Origin of the sequence: Campylobacter sp. CNRCH_2014_2452, from assembly GCF_025772865.1 — a bacterium.
Lineage (GTDB): Bacteria > Campylobacterota > Campylobacteria > Campylobacterales > Campylobacteraceae > Campylobacter_D > Campylobacter_D lari_D.
Window position 1 is genome coordinate 151,339 of record NZ_JAKMSX010000003.1, and the last position, 24,532, is coordinate 175,870.

At 29.6% G+C, this 24,532-nt stretch carries 22 protein-coding genes, 1 tRNA gene, 1 other RNA gene and 1 pseudogene; 22 read left to right on the plus strand and 3 right to left on the minus strand.

All coding sequences use genetic code 11. The features are described from left to right. Position 1: 1 nt before the first annotated feature. The 15 genes from L8X38_RS02865 to L8X38_RS02935 all read left to right on the plus strand — a co-directional run bounded on the left by L8X38_RS02865 (position 2) and on the right by L8X38_RS02935 (position 14,461). Positions 2-2,140, plus strand: coding sequence for an STT3 domain-containing protein (locus tag L8X38_RS02865; protein ID WP_263661251.1), 2,139 nt, complete (start codon positions 2-4; stop codon positions 2,138-2,140). Further along, entirely contained in the window at positions 2,137-3,264 is a 1,128-nt protein-coding gene (pglA, locus tag L8X38_RS02870) for a N,N'-diacetylbacillosaminyl-diphospho-undecaprenol alpha-1,3-N-acetylgalactosaminyltransferase (RefSeq protein ID WP_263661252.1), read from the plus strand. The genes L8X38_RS02865 and pglA overlap by 4 nt, the downstream gene beginning before the upstream one ends. Beyond that, complete coding sequence (pglC, locus tag L8X38_RS02875; protein WP_047208557.1) at positions 3,257-3,859, plus strand: undecaprenyl phosphate N,N'-diacetylbacillosamine 1-phosphate transferase; 603 nt, start codon at positions 3,257-3,259, stop codon at positions 3,857-3,859. Before pglA ends, pglC begins: the two co-directional genes overlap by 8 nt. After that, positions 3,846-4,442, plus strand: coding sequence for a UDP-N-acetylbacillosamine N-acetyltransferase (gene pglD, locus L8X38_RS02880; protein ID WP_133319737.1), 597 nt, complete (start codon positions 3,846-3,848; stop codon positions 4,440-4,442). The genes pglC and pglD overlap by 14 nt, the downstream gene beginning before the upstream one ends. Next, positions 4,439-5,599: a UDP-N-acetylbacillosamine transaminase gene (gene pglE, locus L8X38_RS02885; protein ID WP_133319738.1), complete on the plus strand. Its 1,161-nt coding sequence runs from the start codon at positions 4,439-4,441 to the stop codon at positions 5,597-5,599. The genes pglD and pglE overlap by 4 nt, the downstream gene beginning before the upstream one ends. A 1-nt stretch (position 5,600) precedes the next feature. Further along, positions 5,601-7,364 carry a UDP-N-acetylglucosamine 4,6-dehydratase (configuration-retaining) gene (gene pglF, locus L8X38_RS02890; RefSeq protein WP_220567226.1) on the plus strand — a complete coding sequence of 588 codons (1,764 nt, stop codon included), beginning with the start codon at positions 5,601-5,603 and terminating at the stop codon, positions 7,362-7,364. A gap of 113 nt (positions 7,365-7,477) precedes the next feature. Then, positions 7,478-7,855 (plus strand): chemotaxis response regulator CheY, encoded by a 378-nt coding sequence (locus L8X38_RS02895; protein WP_039619063.1) that lies wholly within the window; start codon positions 7,478-7,480, stop codon positions 7,853-7,855. Positions 7,856-7,867: 12 nt separating this feature from the next. Next, positions 7,868-8,704, plus strand: coding sequence for a 50S ribosomal protein L11 methyltransferase (locus L8X38_RS02900; protein ID WP_133319740.1), 837 nt, complete (start codon positions 7,868-7,870; stop codon positions 8,702-8,704). After that, positions 8,704-10,626 carry an ATP-dependent zinc metalloprotease FtsH gene (ftsH, locus tag L8X38_RS02905; protein ID WP_133319741.1) on the plus strand — a complete coding sequence of 641 codons (1,923 nt, stop codon included), beginning with the start codon at positions 8,704-8,706 and terminating at the stop codon, positions 10,624-10,626. The genes L8X38_RS02900 and ftsH overlap by 1 nt, the downstream gene beginning before the upstream one ends. After that, entirely contained in the window at positions 10,626-11,243 is a 618-nt protein-coding gene (locus L8X38_RS02910) for a phosphatidylserine decarboxylase (protein WP_220567229.1), read from the plus strand. Before ftsH ends, L8X38_RS02910 begins: the two co-directional genes overlap by 1 nt. Then, positions 11,240-11,950 (plus strand): CDP-diacylglycerol--serine O-phosphatidyltransferase, encoded by a 711-nt coding sequence (gene pssA, locus L8X38_RS02915; protein ID WP_133319743.1) that lies wholly within the window; start codon positions 11,240-11,242, stop codon positions 11,948-11,950. Before L8X38_RS02910 ends, pssA begins: the two co-directional genes overlap by 4 nt. 61 nt (positions 11,951-12,011) lie before the next feature. After that, positions 12,012-12,566, plus strand: a complete 555-nt coding sequence (locus tag L8X38_RS02920) for a hypothetical protein (protein WP_133319744.1) — start codon at positions 12,012-12,014, stop codon at positions 12,564-12,566. 49 nt (positions 12,567-12,615) lie between these two features. After that, positions 12,616-12,705: transfer RNA gene (locus L8X38_RS02925), tRNA-Ser, on the plus strand. Positions 12,706-12,804: 99 nt separating this feature from the next. Beyond that, positions 12,805-14,274, plus strand: a complete 1,470-nt coding sequence (locus tag L8X38_RS02930) for a DNA methylase (protein ID WP_263661253.1) — start codon at positions 12,805-12,807, stop codon at positions 14,272-14,274. Beyond that, positions 14,267-14,461 carry a hypothetical protein gene (locus L8X38_RS02935; protein WP_039668753.1) on the plus strand — a complete coding sequence of 65 codons (195 nt, stop codon included), beginning with the start codon at positions 14,267-14,269 and terminating at the stop codon, positions 14,459-14,461. The genes L8X38_RS02930 and L8X38_RS02935 overlap by 8 nt, the downstream gene beginning before the upstream one ends. Positions 14,462-14,479: 18 nt before the next feature. On the opposite strand, the gene ciaB is transcribed toward L8X38_RS02935, so the two are convergent. Next, a complete protein-coding gene (gene ciaB / locus L8X38_RS02940) occupies positions 14,480-16,315 on the minus strand; it encodes an invasion protein CiaB (protein WP_263661254.1) in 1,836 nt (611 codons plus the stop codon). A 64-nt stretch (positions 16,316-16,379) separates the two neighbouring features. On the opposite strand from ciaB, the gene L8X38_RS02945 reads away from it, so the two are divergent. The 5 genes and pseudogenes from L8X38_RS02945 to L8X38_RS02965 all read left to right on the plus strand — a co-directional run bounded on the left by L8X38_RS02945 (position 16,380) and on the right by L8X38_RS02965 (position 20,908). Then, entirely contained in the window at positions 16,380-16,784 is a 405-nt protein-coding gene (locus L8X38_RS02945) for an acyl-CoA thioesterase (protein ID WP_133319755.1), read from the plus strand. A 64-nt stretch (positions 16,785-16,848) separates the two neighbouring features. Continuing rightward, positions 16,849-17,778 (plus strand): ribose-phosphate pyrophosphokinase, encoded by a 930-nt coding sequence (locus L8X38_RS02950; protein ID WP_039619082.1) that lies wholly within the window; start codon positions 16,849-16,851, stop codon positions 17,776-17,778. A gap of 180 nt (positions 17,779-17,958) precedes the next feature. Continuing rightward, positions 17,959-18,994 (plus strand): annotated as a pseudogene (locus L8X38_RS02955) (DNA cytosine methyltransferase). After that, complete coding sequence (locus L8X38_RS02960; protein WP_263661255.1) at positions 18,987-19,994, plus strand: DNA adenine methylase; 1,008 nt, start codon at positions 18,987-18,989, stop codon at positions 19,992-19,994. Before L8X38_RS02955 ends, L8X38_RS02960 begins: the two are co-directional and overlap by 8 nt. Then, complete coding sequence (locus L8X38_RS02965) at positions 19,991-20,908, plus strand: HNH endonuclease signature motif containing protein (RefSeq protein ID WP_263661256.1); 918 nt, start codon at positions 19,991-19,993, stop codon at positions 20,906-20,908. The genes L8X38_RS02960 and L8X38_RS02965 overlap by 4 nt, the downstream gene beginning before the upstream one ends. A gap of 718 nt (positions 20,909-21,626) precedes the next feature. On the opposite strand, the gene ssrA is transcribed toward L8X38_RS02965, so the two are convergent. Both ssrA and L8X38_RS02975 read right to left on the minus strand, forming a co-directional pair. Next, positions 21,627-21,985, minus strand: a transfer-messenger RNA (tmRNA) gene (gene ssrA / locus L8X38_RS02970). Position 21,986: 1 nt separating this feature from the next. Continuing rightward, positions 21,987-22,397: a hypothetical protein gene (locus L8X38_RS02975; protein WP_039619086.1), complete on the minus strand. Its 411-nt coding sequence runs from the start codon at positions 22,395-22,397 to the stop codon at positions 21,987-21,989. Positions 22,398-22,484: 87 nt separating this feature from the next. Between L8X38_RS02975 and ruvB the strand changes: the two genes are divergently transcribed. Continuing rightward, entirely contained in the window at positions 22,485-23,495 is a 1,011-nt protein-coding gene (gene ruvB / locus L8X38_RS02980; protein ID WP_220566281.1) for a Holliday junction branch migration DNA helicase RuvB, read from the plus strand. Then, positions 23,485-24,528: an AI-2E family transporter gene (locus L8X38_RS02985; RefSeq protein WP_263661257.1), complete on the plus strand. Its 1,044-nt coding sequence runs from the start codon at positions 23,485-23,487 to the stop codon at positions 24,526-24,528. The genes ruvB and L8X38_RS02985 overlap by 11 nt, the downstream gene beginning before the upstream one ends. The last annotated feature ends 4 nt before the right edge of the window (positions 24,529-24,532 follow it).

Consider the following 24,532-nt stretch of genomic DNA (forward strand, 5'->3'; position numbering starts at 1 on the left):
AATGAAACTGCAGCAAAATTTCACTGATAATAATTCTATAAAATATACCTGTATTTTAATCCTTATAGCCTTTGCTTTTAGTGTTTTGTGTAGGTTATACTGGGTGGCTTGGGCAAGTGAGTTTTATGAGTTTTTCTTTAATGATCAACTTATGATTACTACTAATGATGGCTATGCTTTTGCAGAAGGTGCGAGGGATATGATAGCAGGTTTTCACCAACCTAATGACTTATCTTATTTTGGAAGCTCACTTTCTACTTTGACTTATTGGCTTTATAATATTTTGCCTTTTAGCTTTGAAAGTATTATTTTATATATGAGTACTTTTTTTGCTTCTTTGATTGTTGTGCCTATTATATTAATCGCAAGAGAGTATAAACTCACTACCTATGGCTTTATAGCAGCCTTACTTGGAAGCATTGCAAATAGTTATTATAACCGCACTATGAGTGGGTATTATGATACTGATATGCTAGTGTTAGTTTTGCCAATGCTTATTTTGCTTACCTTTATACGCTTAACTATTAATAAAGACATTTTTACCCTACTTTTAAGTCCGGTTTTCATCATGATTTATTTGTGGTGGTATCCATCAAGTTATTCTTTAAATTTTGCCATGATAGGACTTTTTGGTCTTTATACTTTAGTATTTCATAGAAAAGAAAAGATTTTTTATCTAGCTATTGCTTTAATGATCATAGCTTTAAGTATACTAGCATGGCAATATAAACTTGCTTTGATTGTATTGTTATTTGCTATTTTTGCCTTTAAAGAAGAAAAAATTAATTTTTATATGGTTTGGGCTTTGATTTTTATTAGCATTTTGATATTACATTTAAGTGGTGGTTTAGATCCTGTTTTATATCAACTTAAATTTTATGTTTTCAAAGCTTCTGATGTGCAAAATTTAAAAGATGCTGCCTTTATGTATTTTAATGTTAATGAAACTATTATGGAAGTAAACACTATCGATCCTGAAGTATTTATGCAAAGAATTAGCTCTAGTGTTTTAGTATTTATCCTTTCTTTTATAGGTTTTATCTTACTTTGCAAAGATCACAAAAGTATGCTTTTGGCTCTACCTATGCTTGCACTAGGTTTTATGGCTTTAAGAGCTGGACTTAGATTTACCATTTATGCAGTTCCTGTGATGGCTTTGGGTTTTGGGTATTTTTTATATGCTTTTTTTAATTTTTTAGAAAAAAAACAAATCAAACTTAATCTAAAAAATAAAAACATCTTGCTCATACTCATTGCATTTTTTAGTATAAGTCCTGCCCTAATGCATATTTATTATTATAAATCCTCTACTGTTTTTACTTCTTATGAAGCTAGTATTTTAAATGATTTAAAAAATAAAGCTCAAAGAGAAGATTATGTCGTTGCTTGGTGGGATTATGGTTATCCAATACGCTATTATAGCGATGTAAAAACCTTAATCGATGGTGGAAAACACCTAGGAAAAGATAATTTTTTCTCATCTTTTGTCTTAAGTAAAGAACAAATTCCAGCAGCCAATATGGCAAGACTTAGCGTAGAATACACTGAAAAATCTTTCAAAGAAAATTATCCTGATGTTTTAAAAGCTATGGTAAGAGATTATAACCAAACAAGTGCTAAAGATTTTTTAGAAAGTTTAAATGATAAAGATTTTAAATTTGATACCAATAAAACTAGAGATGTATATATTTACATGCCTTATAGAATGTTGCGTATCATGCCCGTGGTAGCACAATTTGCAAATACAAATCCTGACAATGGAGAGCAAGAAAAAAGTTTATTTTTCTCTCAAGCTAATGCCATAGCTCAAGATAAAACAACAGGTTCTGTTATGCTTGATAATGGAGTAGAAATTATTAATGATTTTAGAGCTTTAAAACTAGAAGGTACAACTATACCTTTAAAAGCTTTTGTAGATATAGAATCCATCACTAATGGCAAATTTTATTACAATGAAATTGATTCAAAAGCTCAAATTTATTTACTCTTTTTAAGAGAATATAAAAGCTTTGTGATTTTAGATGAAAATCTTTATAATAGTGCTTACATACAAATGTTTTTATTAAATCAATACGATCAAGATTTATTTGAGCAAGTCACTAATGATGCAAGAGCAAAAATTTATAGGCTAAAAAGATGAAAATAGGAATTTTAACCCATAGTGCAATGAGTGTGTATTATTTTCGTCTTGCACTCATTAGAGCTTTAGAAAAAAATAATCATGAAGTTATAATCATCACTCCAAAAGATGATTTTGCTATTAAGTTACAAGAGCTAGGCTATAAGGTTTGCTTTTATGATTTAGCTAGATCAAGTGTCAATCCTTTAATTGTTTTTAAAAATCTACTTAGTTTAAAAAATACACTCAAAAGTTTAAATTTAGATCTTTTACAAACAAGCGCTCACAAAAGCAATACAACAGGTATTATAGCAGCTAAAATGGCGGGCATTAAATACACTTTTGGTTTGGTTGAAGGCTTAGGAAGTTTTTACATAGATGATGATTTTAAAAGCAAATTAGTAAGAATAAGCATTAATTTACTTTATAAAATTTCTTTTAAACTTGCAAATGGTTTTATTTTTGTCAATGAAAGCAATGCTTTATTTATGAAAAATTTAGGCTTAAAAGAAGAAAAAATCAAAATCATCAAATCCGTAGGGCTAAATTTAAAACAATTTTTACCTTTAAAAATTAGCACAGAAGAAAAACAAGCTTTTTTAAAAGAACACAATATGCCTGATAAACCTATCGTTTTAATGATTTCAAGAGCACTTTGGCATAAAGGAATTAAAGAATTTTATGAAGCAAGCCAAATTTTAAAAGATAAGGCAAATTTTGTTTTAGTGGGTGGAAGAGATGATAATAAATCTTGTGCACCATTAGAATTTTTAAACTCAAATGATGTTTTTTATCTTGGCGCAAGAAGTGATATTGCACATTTATTAAATTTATGCGATATTTTTGTTTTACCAAGCTATAAAGAAGGCTATCCAAGAACGGTTTTAGAAGCACAAGCTTGTAAAAAAGCATGTGTGGTAAGTGATGCTGAAGGTTGCATTGAAGCAGTGAATAATGCCATAGACGGTTTAATTTGTAAAAGCAAAGATAGCAAGGATTTAGCTGAAAAAATAGCAGTTTTACTAGAAGATGAAAAACTAAAAAATACTTTAGCACAAAATGCTTTTCTTAGAGCGCAAAATTATGATGAAAATATCATAGCTTTGAAATATCTTGACTTTTATAGGGGTTTTATAAATGTATAAAAATGGTTTAAAGCGTGTTTTTGACTTTTTTTTGGCTTTGATTTTATTGATTATTTTTTTACCCTTTATAGTGCTTATAGGTATTGTTTTAAAAATCGTTCAAGGAAGTGTACTTTTTAAACAAGCAAGACCAGGATTAAATGAAAAAATTTTTTATATTTATAAATTTAAAACTATGAGTGATGAAACCGATGAAAATGGAGAATTACTTCCTGATGAATTACGCTTAAAGCCTTTTGGTAAGCTAGTTAGAAGCTTGAGTTTAGATGAATTACCGCAGCTTTTTAATGTATTAAAAGGCGATATGAGCTTCATAGGCCCAAGACCTTTACTTGTAGAATACTTGCCCTTATACAATCAAGAGCAAAAAAAACGCCACGATGTAAGACCAGGCATTACAGGTTGGGCACAGATTAATGGACGCAATGCTATTTCTTGGGAGCAAAAATTTAAATATGATGTAGAATATGTGCAAAATTGCTCTTTTTTATTTGATCTTAAAATCTTTTTTATGACCATTGTTAAAGTTTTAAAAAGAAGTGGGGTTAATAAAGAAGGAGTAGCTACAACGGATAAATTCAATGGACACAACTAAAAGTATTTATATATATGGTTCTAGTGGGCATGGTTTAGTCTGTGCTGATGTAGCTAGAAATTTAGGATATGAAAAAATCATCTTTTTAGATGATAATAAAGGCTTAAAATATCACTCCAATTTAGAAAAACACGATATGTTTATTGCTATTGGCGCAAACTCTATTAGAGAAAAACTTTTCAAAAAAGCAAAAGATGATGGATTTAGATTAGTTAATTTGATACACAAAAGTGCTATTATTAGCCCAAGTGCTTTTTTAGATGATGAGGGTATTTTAATCATGCCAAATGTCGTAGTTAATGCTAAAGCTAGTATTGCAAAAGGTGTGATTTTAAATACTGCTTGTGTGATTGAGCATGAGTGTTTTGTAGATGAGTTTAGCCATATTAGCGTTGGAGCTAAACTAACAGGAAATGTAAAAATAGGAAAGCGTTGTTTTTTAGGAGTTAATTCAAGTGTTATTCCTTGTATAAGTTTAAATGATGATATAACTTTAGGCGCAGGAGCAGTTGTAGTTAAAAACTTAACTTCTAAAGGCATTTATGCTGGAGTTCCTGCTAAAAAAATAAAGGAGGTAAAATGAGATTTTTTCTATCAGCACCACATATGAGTGGAAAAGAATTAGAATACATACACAAAGCTTTTGAAAGTAATTATATAGCACCTTTGGGTGAGTTTGTTAATGCCTTAGAACAAAGTATTAAAGATTATACAAAAAGCTCCAACGCACTTGCTCTAAATGCAGCCACTGCAGCTATTCATTTAGCTTTAAGAGTTTTGGGCATCAAAGAAGGCGATATAGTTCTAGCTTCAAGTTTTACCTTTATTGCTTCAGTAGCACCTATTTCTTACATGAATGCTACGCCTGTATTTATTGATTGTGATGAAACTTATAATTTAGATGTAAATTTATTAAAAAAAGCTATCAAAGAAAGTCCTAAAAAGCCAAAAGCTCTCATTTTAACACACCTTTATGGTAATGCTTCTAAAATGGATGAGATTGTCCAAATTTGTAAAGAAAATGAGATTTTTTTAATCGAAGATGCTGCTGAAGCTTTGGGAAGTTTTTACAAAAATAAAGCCTTAGGTACTTTTGGGGATTTTGGAGTATATTCTTTTAATGGTAATAAAATCATCACAACAGGTGGTGGTGGCATGCTTGTGAGTGAAAATCATGCTAATCTTGAAAAAGCAAGATTTTATAGTACCCAAGCTAGAGAAAATTGCCTTCATTATGAGCATAAAGAATATGGCTATAATTATAGAATGAGTAATATCTTAGGTGCAATCGGCACTGCTCAAATGGAAGTTTTAGAAGAAAGAGTGAGTAAAAAGCGTGAAATTTATAGCTGGTATAAAGAATTTTTAAGTGGAACTTTTACTTTTTTAGATGAGCTTGAAAATACCAAGTCAAATCGCTGGTTAAGCACTGCTTTACTTGATTTTGATTTAAATAAACTTAATACTTATGAAAAACATTGTATATGTGAAAATAAAAATGTTCAAATTCAAGATAAAATTTTAAAAATCATACAAGTTTTAAAAGATAATAAAATCGAAAGCCGTCCACTTTGGAAGCCAATGCATTTGCAAGAACTTTACAAAGGTTGCGATGCTTACTTAAATGGTAATAGTGAGTTTTTCTTTAGTAATGGAATTTGCCTTCCAAGTGCAACTACTATGAGCAAAGCTGATGTAGAGGAAGTTTCTACTTTAATCTTAAACACCTTAAAGGACTAAGATGGATTATAAAAGCAAACGCTTAGGATTTTTTCTAGGCGCTGATATTTTACTTTTTGTTATAAGTATTTATTTGTCTTTTTCTTTACGCTTTAGTGCGGACATCCCAAGTGAATTTTATGAAGGTATGTTTAAAAGTGCTGTGATTTTGATTTTACTTAAAATCATTTTTCTAGCTTTTTTTAAAATTTATCAAGTTGCTTGGAGATTTTTCTCACTTAATGAAGCGCGTAAATTAGTCATCGCTTTAGCTTTGGCTGAGCTTGTATTTTTAGCAATTTATTATTTTTACGATGATTTTTTCAATCCTTTTCCAAGAAGCGTTATAGGAATAGACTTTGTTTTATCTTGTATGCTAATTGGAAGTTTGCGTATAAGCAAAAGAATGATAGTTGATTTTAGAAAGCCAAAATACAACGAAGAACATCCTTGTATAGTAGTTGGCGCCACTTCAAAGGCTTTGCATTTATTAAAAGGAGCTAAAGAAGGGAGCTTAGGACTTTTCCCTGTAGCTGTGGTAGATGAGCGTAAAAATTTAATAGGTACTTATTGTGATAAATTTATAGTTGAAGAAAAAGAAGCAATCAGAAAATATACCGCTGAAGGAATTCATACTGCTATCATTGCTTTAAAACTTGAGCAAGAAGAATTAAAAAAGCTTTTTGACGAACTCATTGCTTATGGGATTAACGATATAAAGCTTTTTTCTTTTACGCAAAATGAAGCAAGAGATATAAGTATCGAAGATTTATTAGCGCGTAAGCCAAAAGATTTGGATAATGCTTGCGTGATTGATTTTATCAAAGATAAAGTAGTTTTAGTTAGTGGAGCTGGTGGAACTATAGGAAGTGAGCTTTGCAAACAATGCATTAAATTTGGTGCAAAACACTTAATCATGCTTGATCATAGTGAGTATAATTTATATAAAATAAATGAAGAATTAAGCTTACATAAAGAAAAAATCGAACCTATTATGATGAGTATATTAGACAAAGAAGCGTTAGAAAAACTTTTACAAGAAAAAAACATAGATTTGATTTTACATGCAGCAGCTTACAAACATGTGCCTTTATGTGAGCAAAATCCACATTCAGCTATTTTAAATAACATCATAGGTACTAAAAATTTAATCGATCTTGCAAAAGCTTATAAGGTTGCTAAATTTGTTATGATAAGCACTGATAAGGCTGTAAGACCGACTAACATCATGGGTTGCACAAAAAGAATTTGTGAACTTTATACATTAAGCTCAAGTTGTGAAAATTTTGAAGTAGCTTGTGTGCGTTTTGGTAATGTTTTAGGGTCAAGTGGAAGTGTAATACCTAAATTTAAAGCTCAAATTGCAGCTAATGAGCCACTTACTCTTACTCATCCTGATATAGTGCGTTATTTTATGTTAGTAGATGAGGCTGTGCAACTTGTTTTACAAGCTGCGGCTATTGCCAAAGGTGGAGAATTATTTGTACTTGATATGGGTGAGCCTGTTAAAATCATGGATTTAGCTAAAAAAATGCTTTTACTTTCTAATAAAAAGTTAGAAATCAAAATCACTGGGCTTAGAAAAGGCGAAAAACTTTACGAAGAGCTTTTAATCCATGAAAATGATTTAAAAACTCAATATGAAAGTATATTTGTTACCACTAGTGATCTTAAAGATTTAAAAATTTTAAATCAAGAAATAGAAAAATTACTCCACAGCACAGATCCTGCAAAAGTTTTAAAGGAGATTGTGCCTGAATTTAATCACAATAAAAACGGAGAGTGATTAAATTCTAATTTTATTTTAAAATGATATAATATAAACTTTTAATTGATTAATAAAAATAAAAACGATACAATTACAGTTTTATGTAATTACATCAAGACAAAGGAAAAAAAGTGAAGTTATTAGTAGTTGATGATAGTTCTACCATGAGAAGAATAATCAAAAATACCCTTGTAAGATTAGGCCACAAGGATGTTTTAGAAGCTGAACACGGGGTTGAAGCTTGGGATTTACTTTCACAAAATGATGATATTAAAATTTTAATTACTGACTGGAATATGCCTGAAATGAATGGCTTGGAATTAGTAAAAAAAGTAAGAGCGGAAGAAAAATATGCTGATATGCCAATTATTATGGTAACTACAGAAGGTGGTAAAGCAGAAGTTATTACCGCCTTAAAAGCAGGCGTAAATAACTATATTGTAAAACCTTTTACTCCTCAAGTGTTAAAAGAAAAACTTGAAGATGTTTTAGGAACAAACGAAGGCTAATTATAAGTTTTTATGCAAACACATTATTACGAACTTTTTTTTCAAACAGACAAGGAATATTTAGATTTATTCCTTGATCTTATCTTTTCTCTAGAGATAGACGCTATAGAAGAAAAAAACAATGGTATTTATATAAGATCAGAAGAAGATATAGAACTCATTAAAATAGCCTTGCATGATTTTCATCAAAAATTATGTCAAAAACTAAATACTCATATTAATTTCCACTCTACCTTAGAAAAAAAAGAAAATAAAAATTGGATAGAAGAGTATAAAAAAGGTATACAAGCTTTGACGATCGATAATATCCATATTCACACCACTTGGCAAGAAGCTAAACAAGATAAAATTAATATCATTATAGATCCTGCTCTAGCTTTTGGCTCAGGACATCATGAAAGTACTTATACTTGTATAGAATTTTTACAAAAATATACAGATAATTCCAAATTTTGCTTAGATGTGGGTTGTGGAAGTGGGATTTTAAGTATCATCATGGCAAAGCTTGGAGCCAAAGTGCAAGCTTGCGATACAGATGAATTAGCTATAGTTGCAAGTAAAGAAAACGCAAAATTAAATCAAGTTAGCTTTGATGATATTTGGGTAGGTTCTATTAATAAAAGCTTACATAAATATGATATAGTTGTGGCAAATATCATTGCCGATATATTAATTATACTAGAAAAAGATCTTAAAGAAAAAACCAAAGAAGGTGGAATTTTAATCTTATCTGGTATATTAAATAAATATGAAGAAAGGATTAAAAATAAATTCAAAGATTTCACTTTGTTAGAATGCAAACACAAAGGAGAATGGTTGAGTTTAGTTTATAAAAAGGAATTGCAATAATGAATAAAAAACCAAATGATTTAAAAGATAATCAAAACAATAATAACTTTTTTAACAAAAATCCCATTTTTATTTTTGCTATTTTTGCCATTGTGATGATTCTTTTATTTAAAGGATTTTCAGATGATGGTAGCATGGGTATTATGGGTGGAGAAAACACTAAAAAAGTTACTTATTCTGAATTAAAAACTTTAATTGAAAATAATCAAATTGCCCAAGTTAATATAGGTCAAACTACTATAAAAGCTGTATCTAAAGCAGGAAATATGGTATATATTACCAAAAAAGTTCCAAATGATGCTACTTTTGTTCCTTTACTTGACTCAAAAGGCGTTTCCTATGGTGCTTTTAATGAAAGCAATTGGTTTATAGATATCTTACTTTCTTGGGTTTTGCCAGTATTTATTTTCTTTGGTATATGGATGTTTTTAGCTTCTCGTATGCAAAAAAATATGGGTGGATCTATACTTGGTATAGGAAGTTCTAAAAAACTTGTAAATTCAGAAAAACCGAAGGTTAAATTTAATGATGTTGCAGGTGTTGAAGAAGCAAAAGAAGAAGTTAAAGAAATTGTTGATTTTCTAAAATATCCTGAAAGATACATTAATCTTGGAGCAAAAATTCCAAAAGGACTTTTGCTTGTTGGTCCTCCAGGTACAGGTAAAACTTTGCTTGCAAAAGCAGTGGCAGGCGAAGCTGATGTGCCATTTTTTAGCGTATCAGGTTCATCTTTTATAGAAATGTTTGTTGGTGTTGGTGCTAGCAGGGTTAGAGATTTGTTTGAAAATGCTAAAAAAGAAGCTCCAGCTATTGTATTTATAGATGAAATCGATGCTATAGGTAAATCACGTGCAGCAAGCGGTATGATGGGCGGAAATGATGAAAGAGAGCAAACTTTAAATCAACTTCTAGCTGAAATGGATGGTTTTGGTACCGAAAGCTCACCAGTAATTGTTCTAGCAGCGACAAATCGCCCTGAAGTACTTGATGCAGCACTACTTAGACCGGGGCGTTTTGATAGGCAAGTTTTGGTAGATAAGCCTGATTTTAAAGGTAGATGTGATATTTTAAAAGTCCATATGAAAGATGTTAAAATTTCACCTGAAGTAAAAGTAGAAGATATTGCAAGATTAACAGCAGGTCTTGCGGGTGCTGATTTGGCAAATATCATTAATGAAGCAGCTTTGCTTGCAGGTAGAGATTCTAAAAAACATGTGGAACAAAAAGACTTGGTAGAGGCAGTAGAAAGAGCCATAGCAGGACTTGAGAAAAAATCACGCAGAATTAATGATAAAGAGAAAAAAATCGTAACTTATCATGAGTGCGGCCATGCTTTAATAGCTGAAACTACAAAAGGTGCTAAAAAAGTAAGTAAAGTTTCTGTTATTCCTCGTGGTTTAGCAGCTTTAGGATATACACTCAATACCCCTGAAGAAAATAAATTTTTAATGCAAAAACATGAACTTTTAGCTGAAGTTGATGTGCTTTTAGGAGGACGTGCGGCTGAAGAAATTTTCATTAAAGAAATTTCAACAGGCGCAAGCAATGACCTTGAGCGTGCAACTGATATTATCAAAGCTATGATTTCTATGTATGGTATGAGTGAAATTGCTGGCTTAATGGTACTTGAAAAGCAAAGAAATACTTTCTTAAGTGGCGGGCAAACTGTAAAAGATTATTCTGATAAAATGGCTCAAGATTTAGATGAGTATGTAAAGAAAACATTGGATGAACGCTATGCGGGTGTAAAAGAAATTTTAAAAACCTATAGCGGTGCTATAGAGGTGATGGTACAAGCACTCTATGAAGAAGAAACTATTGATGGTGCCAAAGTAAGAGAGATTATTAAAAACTATGAAGAAGAAAATAATCTTCCAACACGCCTAGAAGAAAAAGAGCAAGAAGCTACTAAGGAAGACTAATGAAAACAAATTTTATTGCAAAAACTGGTTGGAGTTTGCTTATAGTTCTAGCTATAGTTTTTGCAATATTTCAATTTATATGGGGATTTTCTTGGCTTTTATGGTGCATTTTTATATTTTTTATTTATCTTTTTAGAACTAAAAAAATTGATTATATAGCAGATCCAAATACCATTATAGCTCCCATAGAAGGAAAAATCAAATGTATCAAAACAAGCTCATATAAAGAGCTTGGCGAGTGTATAGAAGTGCAAATTATCAATAATATTTTTTCCCAAGGAAATATCATAGCTCCGCTTGATATGAATATAGAAGAAACTAGAATAAGGCATGGACTTTTTTTATGTCCATTTATGAAAAATACAAATTTAATGGGTGAAAGAATGTTATTTTTAGCTAATTCCAAGAGCAAACAATGGGCATTACGCGTTATTTTTGGAGCATTAAATAGAAAAGCTCATATTGATGATTTTGGTCATCATTTAAGCCATGGACAAAACATAGGTTTTATGTTTGATGGTAGTGTGAGTTTATTACTTCCAAAAGACACTAGAATTTGCGTAAATGAAAATGATAAAGTACGCATTGGTACATTAATAGGGTATTTAAATCCATGAATTTTAAACTAATTTATATTTTACCTAATCTTTTTACAGCCGCTTCCATATTTTTAGGTATTATTTCAGTGATTGCTTCTATTAATCAAAACTTTGATAAAGCATTAATTTATATCATTTTATCATTAATTTGCGATGGTTTAGATGGACGCGTTGCAAGAGCTACCAACTCTACTTCTAAATTTGGAGTTGAGTTTGACTCACTAGCTGATTTAATAGCCTTTGGTGTAGCACCTGCTATGCTTTTTTATATGAGCATAGGTTATGAATATGGTCGTTTTGGCTCATTAATAGCTGGTTTATTTGTAGTTTTTGGCGCTATACGCTTGGCAAGATTTAATGTCACGACAGGAACTTATGAACCATCGGTTTTTATAGGTCTACCTATACCAACAGCAGCAGTTGTAAGTGCTTTATGGGTAAGTGCTTATTTATATTATGATTTTTTACATGATTTTTCTTTAATAATAATATGTATCCAAATGCTTCTAGCCTTTTTAATGGTAAGCAACATAAGGTATCCAAGTTTTAAGAAAATCGATTTAAAAAGAGCAAATGTTTTGAAGGTGTTAATCCTTTTAGTAATTTTATTTTCTATGCTTTATCTATATTTTTTAGAAAGTGCATTGATTATTGCTAGTTTATATGTGCTTTATGGGATTGTTCGTAGTTTTTTTACCCTAGCTCGTAAATTTAAAAAATATTAATTTTACTTTCACTTCATTTTCTATCAATATACTTTTCATTATTTTTCAAAAAGGAGTAAAAATGAATAAAAACAAATTATTCAGACAAATTCACATTTACATTAGTTTATTTTTCTTACCACTTGCATTTTTATATGCAATCACAGGTTTTGCTTATATAGCTGGTTTTGATGGAGAAAGTGGAGCTAAAATTCAAAATTACAAAGTTCAAGCTATTATTCAAGAGGGTGCTGAAGCTGAATTTTTAATTGATTTTTTAAAGAAAAACAACTTAAAAATTCCTTCATCTTTGGAACCAAAACTCAACAAAAAAGGCGATGGCATAGAACTTGGGACTATAAATTATATAGCAAGTATTATAAAATTAGATGAGAATGACTATGAAATTACAACAAAAGATAGAAGCTTGCTTGGAAATATGATTTTGCTTCATAAAGATAAAGGTATGTGGTACTTTTCTGTGCTTGGGTTAGCTTTTGCACTTGCTATGATAATACTTTATATTTCAGGACTTTTAATCACTATTATAGCTATACGCAAAGATAGAGGTAAACAAATAGCAGTTTTAGGTGCTGGTTTTATTATAACTTTAATCATAGCTTATTTCAGTGTATAAATTTAAGGTATATCTTATAAACAATAAGATATACTTTCCCTTTTAATACGGACAGATGGGTGAGTGGCTGAAACCACACCCCTGCTAAGGGTGCAGATCTTAACGGGTCTCGAGGGTTCAAATCCCTCTCTGTCCGCCACCTTATAAATTTCATTTTATTTCATCTATTTTAGTAATTTTTATTGTTATAATTAATACCATCAAAACTTAATAAATCTAAAGGCAAGCTTCACATACTATGCAAATTTACGCTTCTATTGACTTGAAATCTTTTTACGCTTCAGCTGAGTGCGTTTTAAGAAATTTAGATCCTTTAACAACTAATCTTATTGTAGCAGATGAAACAAGAACGGACAAAACCATCATACTAGCAGTTTCACCCGCGTTAAAAACTTACAATATACCCGGTAGATTAAGACTTTTTGAGTTTAAACAAAAAATCTATTTAATCAACCAAAAAAGACTAAAACAAGCTCAAAAACACCACTTTAAAGCTAAAAGTTTTAATATATTGGAACTTGAAAATGATTTAAATTTAGAATTAGACTACATTATTGCTAAGCCTAGAATGGCTACTTATATAGAATTTAGCACAAAAATATACAGCATTTATTTGAAGTATTTTGATGCTAAAGATATTCATATATACTCTATTGATGAAGTTTTTATCGATCTTAGTTCTTATCTTGAAAAATACAAACTTTCAGCTTATGAGCTACTTACTAAGGTTTTACTTGATATTTCACGCACAAGTAAAATCACCGCAACAGCAGGTATAGGCACAAATTTATACTTAGTTAAAATTGCTATGGATATACTCGCTAAAAGACAAAAAGTAGATGAAAATGGCTTGCTTATAGCCTTTTTAGATGAAAAATTATATAGATATAAATTGTGGCAGCATAAACCTTTAAAAGATTTTTGGCGTATAGGTAAAGGTATTGCCTTAAAACTTGCAGATTTAAACATTTATACTATGGGAGATCTTGCAAGATTTTCTTTAAAACATGAAGACTTGCTTTATAAACACTTTGGTGTTAATGCTGAACTTTTGATCGATCATGCATGGGGTATTGAAACTTGCACAATGAAAGATATTAAAAATTACAAATCACAAAATCACTCTAAAATCATGGCTAAGGTTTTGCCTTTTGCATATGATAATAATCAAACAATAAAAGTTTTAAAAGAACTTGTAGATCATTTAGTACTTGAACTTATACAAAATAACCTTAAAACAAACCATATCACACTAGATATACAATATGATAAAAGCAATTTAGAAAATTCAAGTTTTTTAGGTTCTTATAAAGGAGCTATCACTAAAGATAATTACGGAAGAGCTATACCTAAAAATGCTCACGGAAGTATGAATTTAGAAAATTTTACCCATTCTTTAAAAATCATCAACAAAAAAACCTTAGAACTTTTTTATAAAATCAGTGATAAAAACTTAAGTATTAGAAAAATCAGCCTAAGTTTAAATAATATCACAGATAAAGCTCAAGAAAATTACCAAGAATTAAATTTATTTAGTGATTTTAATGCAATTTCACAAGAGAAAAATCAACTTGAAAAAGAAGAAAAGCTCCAAAAAGCAAGACTTCAAATCATACAAAAATTTGGTAAAAAAGCTATTTTAAAAGCTTCAAGCTTGGATGATGAGACTAAAGAAATTACTTCTTTAATAGGAGGTCATAATGCATGATGATTATAAAGATATAATAGATATAAAATATCAAAAATCAAAACAATTTCCACCAATGTCAAGAGAAAAAAGAGCGGCACAATTTGCTCCATTTTCAGTACTAAATGGCTTTAGTAAAGCTATTTTAAAAACGCAAAAAGATATGGAAAAAGCATTAGAAAATAGTAAATATCAAGAAGAAAGCTAAGTTCTTCTTGATAAAATTTTATTTTGCATTAGAGTATTTTTCAAACTCTCCACTTTCATCGATTTCATTGCCATAAAGTTTGTGTAATTCATAGTAGTATTTTACAAATTCTTTACACTCTTCATCAAGTGGTAAAAATACCTCATCTTCTAAAACACAAAATTCGTCTAAATAATTTTTAGCATCTTCTTTTAACATATAATGTCTTGCTAGCTTATAATAATTTTGCATAAACACAGCCTTAAAACTCTCGTAAGCTTCCTCATCAAATTTAATGTTTAATTTCTCATTTGCAAAAGATAACACCCCTGATTTAAACAGCAATGACAAATGAATCAAACCTTCAGTATAATAAGGCTTAACCTCCTCTACTCTTTGCCAAGCAATCAATCCTATAGCCCTTTTAATAAGCTCATAAAATACAGGAAGCTTTAAATCATCTTCTTCATGTAAAAAGAAATTTACAAGCCCGCCCGCAGTAGCTTTAAACTCTTCTATATTTTTAAACACGCCACTTTCATTCATTTTCTTTTCACTATCATTTGCCACAAAGAAAATATGCCCAAACTCATGACCTATGGTAGAAACTTCATAAATTCTTTTCCATAATTTTTCATTGTAAAATAAAATTTCTCTACCATAATCTAAAAATTCTTTTTCAAATACCATAGAAGAAAGCTTCATAAAAGGCTTGGTTTTAGCATTTTCATAAACATAATTTAAAAAAGCAAAGATCTTTTTACCTGCTATATTGCTTACATACTCATCATTTGGCACTACTTGAGCGGAAAAAAGCCCCTTAAGCTCTGCTCCATAAAAAATCATAGGCATACAAATATAAAGCTGAGTTTTTTCAAGATTAAAATTCACTTCATCAAACAAAGTTTCATCTTCTTCATCTAAATTTGCATACACCATTGCAAAGCTTTCTTTGATTTTATCTTTAAACTCACTCCCATTAAAATCACTCACATCTTCTAAGCGTATATCCCACTCAAGTGCTACTGCATGTGTATAAGAGTCCTCATAGTATTCTAAAGGATGGCCAATTTGTAATGGACATTTTACTTCCATCCACGCAAGCTCTGCTTCTTGCCATTTTTTAACTACTTCATTATTATCTTTTTCACAAAATGCAAATTTTAATTTTTCTATATAATTAATATAAGCATTTTTTTCATCATCTAGCACACAATTTCTTAGTTTTTCTAAAAGTTTATCAAACTCATATTCAAGCTTTAAAACTTCATTTTCAAAAGCTTTTGCATAAGGTAAAAATCTCCAAAGTGTTCCTATTTTAACTAAAGCTCCATAGCTTCTTTCACAAATTTCACCATCTTGATTAAGCTGATAAAGCTCATTTTGTTTTAAAAACTCCAAAGCATCGCTTAAATTTGGAAATTGTTCTTTTAAGATTTTATTATTTGTATCTAAAATTTGCTTGCTCCAAACAAGCTCAAAAGAATTCATAACTACGCCTATATTATGCACTCCTTGAACTAGAACCAAATAAAACTCATCAAGTAAATTTTTACTCTTAATCTCATCGATTAAATCTTGATGTTCTACTTCATAAAAGGCTCTTACTAAAGAAAAAACTTTATATTTTATTTGAGAAATTTCTTCTTCATTTAAACCTTTTTTCTCAAGTTCTTGAACTAAATTTTCCTCTTTTAAATCCACCAAACGACGCAACATTGCCAAAATATTGCTTTTTTCATTTTCAAGATTAGCTAGTTCTAAAGCTCTATCTATCAAAGGATGACTTTGATTAGTTTGAAGTATATTATAAAGACTATTGATATTTTGTTTCCTATTTTTCACAATTTTTGCTATTTGCTTAAAATCATTCATTTTTTACCTTTCTTTATTTTTAAAACTTAATTATAATGTTTTTTTTAAAACACAAGGAGAATGTATGAAAGATATGGGAGAACCTAAACTAAGAGTTATAGCTATGCCAAGCAATACAAACCCTGCTGGTAATATCTTTGGTGGTTGGATCATGTCACAAATTGATCTAGCTGGAGCCATTGCAGCAAGGGAGCTTTCTCCGCAAAGAGTAGTAACTGTAGCAGTGGATAAGATCATTTTTAAAGAACCAATTTTCGTAGGTGATTTGGTATCTTGCTATGCAAAAATCATCAAAGCAGGTAATACTTCTATCACCGTAGAAGTAGAAGTAGTTACCCAAAGAGCCAATGATTATGGCCGTGTATATTGCATGCATGTAACTTCAGCTGTGGTAACTTATGTAAGTGTAGATAAAGACGGAAATAAACTTCCTATTGATGCGGATTTAAAAAGATTGCACGGCTTTTGATATGTTTTATTGTATTTTCAAAAAAAATTTTATATCATCACAGAAAACTTTCTAAGGCTTATATATGCGCGGATATAAAATATTTTCTGGTTCAGCAAATGAGGAATTTGCTAAAAAAATCTCAAAATACCTTTCACTGCCTCTAAGCAATGCGGGTGTGAAGCGTTTTAGTGATGGTGAAATTAGCATTCAAATAGATGAAAGCGTGCGTGGTAAAGATGTATTTATCATTCAAAGTACTTGTGCTCCAACAAATGATAATCTAATGGAACTTTTAATCATGACAGATGCTCTGCGTCGCTCAAGTGCAAGCTCTATCACAGCTATCATCCCTTATTTTGGTTACGCTAGACAAGATAGAAAAGCAAGTCCTAGGGTGCCTATTACTGCAAAATTAGTAGCAAATCTTATAGAATCAGCCGGTGTAGATAGAGTAGCTACCATAGACTTACATGCTGGACAAATTCAAGGCTTTTTTGATATACCTGTGGATAATCTTTATGGAAGTATTATTTTTAATGATTATATTAAAAATAAAAACTATAAAAACCCTATCATTGCAAGTCCTGATATAGGCGGTATAGCAAGAGCTAGAAGCGTAGCAAAAGCTTTAGGACTTGATATAGTTATAGTAGATAAAAGACGCGAAAAGGCTAATGAAAGCGAAGTGATGAATGTCATCGGTGATGTAAAAGATAAAGAAGTAATTTTGGTAGATGATATTATCGATACAGCAGGAACCATAGTAAAAGCTGCTGAAGTATTTAAAAGCAAAGGTGCAAAGTCAGTTATAGCTTGCTGTACCCACCCTGTGCTTAGTGGCGTAGCTTATGAAAGAATAGCCAAAGATGCGCTTGATGAGCTAGTAGTAACTGACACTATACCTTTAAAACAACAAATGGATAAAATCAAAGTCCTAAGCGTAGCACCTATTTTTGGTGAGGTAATACGCAGAGTTTATCACAATGAAAGTGTGAATTCTTTATTTGTATAAATTCTTTGCAAGGATAGCCTTGCAAAGAATTTATACTGTAAGGCTTTCTATTGAATCTTATAGTATAAGGATGTTTAATGGAAATTAGAACAACCGGATATCAAAATAATTATCTTATTTATTACAGCTTCACAAATTTTATAAAAAAAGTAAGACAAAATCATAAGTTTAGCTAAAAATATGTCAAATAAGCGTACTTTTACAACAAATATTAGGAATGAGAAATTGAAAAAATATACTTGTTTAGATCTATTTAGCGGAGCAGGTGGTTTTTCGCTTGGTTTTTTTAAAAGTGGCAATTTTGATATATTGCTATCAATAGATAACAATCCAAATTTATCAATAACTTATGAGAAAAATTTTAGTTTTGTAAAACACTTAAATCGTGATATTTTAAGTTTTAGCGATAAAGAAATAGCTGAATTACAAAATAAATATAAATTTGAAGTTATTATAGGAGGACCACCTTGTCAAGGATTTTCCCTAGCTGGAAATATCGGTAGGAAAGAATTACATGATGAGCGAAATAAATTATTTTTAGCATATCTGCAATTTATAAAAATTATTAAGCCTAAAATTTTTATAATGGAAAATGTTGCTACATTGGCTAGACACAATAAAGGCAAAACATTAAAAGGCATAATTCAAAGTTTTATCGAAATTGGTTATGAGATTAAATATGAAATTTTAAACGCGAAAGATTATGGTGTAGCACAAAATAGAAATAGAATCTTTATTGTCGGTACACAAAAAAAATACTTTTAAATTTCCGCAAAAATCAAAAAAAGAATATAATATTAAAAGTGTAATAGATGATTTACCAATACTAAATAGTTCTGAAAGCTCAATCATTCCAAACCATAATGCAATGACACACTCAAAACAAATGCTTGAAAAGATGTCTTATGTAAAAGACGGGGGAAATAGAGAGCAAATTCCACCTTTAATAAGACCAAAAACTGGCGATGTTAGGAAATATATAAGATACGATAGCTCAAAGCCATCCATAACAATTACAGGTGATATGAGAAAAGTATTTCATTATTCGCAAAATAGAGCTTTAACTGCTAGGGAGCTAGCAAGAATTCAAAGTTTTCCTGATGATTATATTTTTTATGGCAATTCCATTGATATACAACAACAAATTGGCAATGCTGTTCCTCCATTACTTGCATTGAAATTAGCAAACCAAGTTAAGATTTTTTTAAATGAATAAATATCCGAAAGTAAACTATATCGGAAACAAAGAAAAGATTGCCGATTGGATTATACAAAATTTACCTATAAAAAACGGAAAAGTTTTAGATCTTTTTAGCGGTGGATGTTCTATGTCTTACGCTTTTAAAGAAGCAGGATTTAGTGTTATCTCAAATGACATATTATATTCAAATTATTGTATATCAAAAGCTATAATTGAAAATAACAGTAATATTTTACATTTAAACATAACATCTAAAATTTTATATTCATATTATAATGATACGATATACAAAAACATAGAGTGGCTAAAAAACAAACTATATTTTGAAAACGAAGTAAAAGAATTAACTTGTATGGTAAATTATGCTAATACATTACAAAACTTTGATAAATTTATGTTTTTTGCACTCTTAAGACGAGCAATGATACGAAAAATTCCTTATTCTAGAATGTGCATCAAATGGGAAGAAATTGTAAAACTTAGAGATGAAGAATTTAGTTATCAAAAGTATGGTAGACGTAGAGCATATCATAACATAAGCTTCTTAGAACATATTTACATAAATTTAAATCAATACAATAACGCTGTTTTTGATAATGGATTTAACAATATTTCATATAATCTTGATTGTTTTAAAATAATTGAAATAGTAGAAAATATAGATTTAGTATATATAGATCCGCCATATCCTTCTACAATGAATAATTATTTTAATTTTTACGGTTCATTTGATAAAATGTTAAACAAAGAAACAATGTATTATACAGATTTTACCAATAAAAATATGTTTTTAAAAAATTTAAAAATTATTTTTGAAAAATTAAAAAGTAAAACTAAATTTATAGCCATAAGTTTAAATAGCAACAGCAATCCTGGTTATAAAGAAATAATAGATACGGTTTCTACATTAACTAAAAACTATTATTTACAAGAAAAGCAACATATTTATAAGGTAACAGGCAAAGAAAATAAAAGACAAACTTATGAAATATTATTAATTTTTGAATTAATATGAGAGATACTATGAACAATAAGAGACCTATAAGAGATCAACAATATGAAAATTATTGGAAACTAACACTTGAATATAGTGATTTTTACGAAGAAAATTTTAATAAATGCTTAAAAATTATAATCGACTTTATAGATAAAAATACAAATATTAATACGAAAGAATATCGTGAATTGCAAGATGAAATTTATAATTTTAATCCAAAATCTAATTACGCATCTGTGAGAAAATCAATAAATCAATTTTTTAAACTTGGTTTTGTAAATAATAATTTTCATGGCTATCATAAAAAAACAAAACAGTTTTTAGCAGAACAAAATAAAGCAAAAAAGAAGATTTTATATTCCGAAATTCTTTACGATAATGCTAGTTTTTCAAGATCATATAAAAATAGTAGTGATAAGAATGAACTCAAATTTTTAGTTAAAACCATAGAACATTGTGGAAGTATATCAAAAGAAAATCTTTTAGCAATAATGTGTGTTACAGATACCGCAAGTAAAGATTATTTAAACTCGGATGAATTACAAAGACAAACAGATCATATTATTAGCATAAAATTACTAGAAAGAAAATATAATCAAGTAACATATTTATGGAATATCTGCAAAAATGTATTAACAGGTATTTATGTAGATGAAAATAATTGCTTAACGCTAGATAAGCCTGAATATGATTATACAGAAAGAGCAATAGGTAGAGATACATACAAACAAACATTATATAAATATTCTCTCTATGAAGAAAGTAGAGAAATTTTTTCAGATGTTTATTGCTATGTAGAAGAGTTAAAATATCCTGTTTTAATAGCGTCACATATAAAACCATATCGTTATTGTAACGATAGTGAACAGTTTGATAAGAATAATGGATTATTGTTATCAAAGTCACTAGATCAGTTATTTGATCAAGGTTAGATTTCTTTTGAAGATGATGGAAGTATAATATTAAATGAAAATTTAGATAAAAATCTTAAAAAAATATTGGCTACAAAAAAAATTAACCATCAAATACTAAATCCGGCAAGACTTAGATATTTGGCTTATCATAGAGAAAATATATTTAATAATTCAAAACAATATAAATTTTAAACCACTAAACTTTTAGCAAGGATAATAATTAGTATTATGAATATTAATAACTTTATGTTTTACAGTATTTTTATTACTCTTCAAGACTTCTTTTTTATTGTTAAGCTTGTTTATAATATTAAGTTCGGTTGTTATCTTTATATTATAATATTTAACAAGCATTTAAATATATTTTAGTTAACAAATCAATATTTTATTAACAATAATATCAACAAATTGATTATATATTAAAATTAACAAAAAGTCATTTTTAGATTCTATAGTAATAATAGACAATCTACTCTAAACAAACTTAAATTAAAACAATAAAAATGGAGTAAATACTTATATTGAGCCATAAAAGAAAAATATGAAAAAATAAAACAATATATTTTAGATGAAGAAATTGTAACAAAAGAAAGAATAACAAAATATTATTAAAAGACCTCACTACCTATCTAAAAAGAAGCCTTCCTTGAAGTCCTATCAATAATAAGAAACCTTTGATGAAATTAAATTATTAAAATACTAAATTCTAATAAATTGATATATGAAAGATTAAATTTGGTGGAGACGAGGGGAATTGAACCCCTGTCCAAAAATAAAACAACCACGGCATCTACATGCTTAGCAAAGGTGAAAATTTCATCTAGCCAAACTCACCTTCCAAAATTTCAAGCTAGACTAAGACTTTAACTTCAATCAAAACTTGTCAAATTTCAATCTACACTATCGAAAATGACCAAATCCTAAGCTAGATAGTATCACTTAAAATTCAGGCTCAACTGAACTTACGCAGCTTTAGCGTAAGCAGGAGCAAATTTAACGTTGTTTGCGTTTAATTTTAATTTGAGCTTTATACGCTTTGCTCAAAGCGACATGCCACCAAGGCCACTCTACTCCTGTCGAAGCCAAGTCGTCCCCGTTATTTAGAAATTTTATCAGGAACATTTGCAATTTGAGGGTTAAATACACTTAAAAAAGAAGCATTTTTTTCATAATCACTGCAATATCTATCAAGCTGCTCACCCACTAAAAACATCCAATCCACAAATTCATCGCTAGCAGGCCCATCAAATTTAGCTGCTTCTTGCATAATTTCCTCACAAAATGTGCAAAAATTTGCAATCTCATCTAAATTTAATCTTTTAGCAGCCCAAACTACATTGTGGATATTTTGCTCTAAGTCTTTTAAAGCTTCTTTGTATTTTGAGCTATCACTGCTTAGCTTTACTATCAAAGGCTCTAAAACATCACAAAGACTTCTAAAAAAATACAAAAAACGCTCGATTTCTTCAAGCTCGTAATCTAACTCTAATTGCTCTAAAATTCCCATAAAAACTTCTATAATCTAAGTTTAAATGTTTATTTTAGCAAATTTTAGATAAAATTAAAATTTCTTACAAAATAAAATGGAAAAAATATGGATAGAATCGTAGAGATTGAAAAATTCTCCCCTGATGAAACTTATGAAACAAGCCTTAGACCTTCAAATTTTGATGGCTACATAGGACAAGAAAATATTAAAAAAAATTTAGAAATTTTTATCAAAGCTGCTAAAAAAAGAAATGAATGTCTAGATCATATCCTTTTTAGTGGGCCTGCAGGACTAGGTAAGACAACTTTAGCAAACATTATCTCATATGAAATGAATGCAAATATCAAAACTACTGCTGCACCCATGATAGAAAAAAGCGGGGATTTAGCTGCGATTTTAACTAATCTTAGCGAGGGAGATATTTTATTTATCGATGAAATTCATCGCTTAAGTCCCGCCATAGAAGAAGTGCTTTATCCTGCTATGGAGGATTTTCGTCTTGATATTATCATCGGTAGTGGCCCTGCTGCACAAACAATCAAAATCGATTTACCTAAATTTACTTTAATAGGTGCTACTACAAGAGCAGGTATGCTAAGTAATCCTTTACGCGATCGCTTTGGTATGCAATTTCGCTTGGAATTTTATAAAAATGAAGAGCTTGCTATCATTTTAGAAAAAGCAGCTCTAAAGCTTAATAAAACTTGTGAAAAAAAAGCTTCTTTAGAAATAGCCAAACGCAGTCGCTCAACCCCAAGAATAGCATTAAGATTGCTTAAGCGTGTAAGAGACTTTGCTGATGTAAATGATGAAGAAATCATTAGCGAAAAAAGAGCTAAACAAGCACTTGATTCCTTAGGGGTAAATGAGCTTGGTTTTGACGCGATGGATTTGCGGTATTTAGAGCTTTTAACTGAAGCTAAAAGAAAACCTATAGGACTTTCTAGTATAGCTGCAGCATTAAGTGAAGATGAAAATACCATAGAAGATGTGATAGAGCCATATTTACTAGCAAATGGCTATATAGAAAGAACAGCCAAAGGTCGCATTGCAAGCTTAAAAAGCTTTGATGTTTTAAAATTAAAATATAACAAAGGTTTATTTGATGAAAAGTAGTAATTTTTTCTTGATTAGTTTTATTTTGATCATTTTATTTTGGGTACTTTTTTTGTTTAAACCTTTTTTGATGAATATAGCCATAGCAAGTTTAATGGCTGTTTCTACTTCTAATGTTAATGTTAAATTTTTAAGTATTTTCAAAGGTAAAAAAGTCGTTGCTGCTGCAGCTACTACTGCTTTTATGCTAGCTTTATTTTTTATCCCTTTTGTATATGCTATTATAGAACTAGCAAAGGCTGCAAAAGGTTTTGATATAAGCTATTTTCACAATACCATAGAATATTTTAAAAATTATTCCCTACACCTACCCGAATCTTTAAGTTTTATAGAACCTAAAATCAAAGAAGCATTAGCAAGTATTGACTTAAATTCTATCTCTAAAAATGTTTTAACCTATCTTTCAAGCGCAACTAAATTTGGCACTAAATTTCTAACTGATATGGTATTAATTTGCGTATTTTATTTCTTTGCTAATCTTTATGGAGCCCAACTCATTGGCTATATAAAAACCATAGTGCCTATGAAAAAAGAAGAAACTCAAGGCATTTTAAGTGAAGTGAGTAATGTAATGTCTGTGGTGTTTTATTCTATGGTGCTAAATGCCATTTTACAAGGGGTGCTTTTTGCTATCATTACTAAATTTTATGGTTATGATGCGATTTTAATGGGAATATTATTTTGCTTTAGCTCTTTAATCCCTGTGGTAGGTGGGGCCTTAGTTTATGTGCCTGTCTCTTTATATGAATTTGCAAATAATAATCTAAGCGGTGCTTTAGTGATTTTCATTTATAGCGTGGTAATGATATCTTTTATCGCAGATACTTTAGTAAAACCCTATATCATTAAATGGATCAATGAAAAACTTGTTCAAATTCCAACACAAATTAACGAACTTTTAATTTTCTTTGCGATGATAGCAGGAATTTCAAGTTTTGGCTTTTGGGGTATTATCCTTGGACCTGCTATTTTAACTTTCTTTATTTCTACTTTAAAATTATATGTGATTTTAAAAGAAAAGCATTTTGTATAAAAGC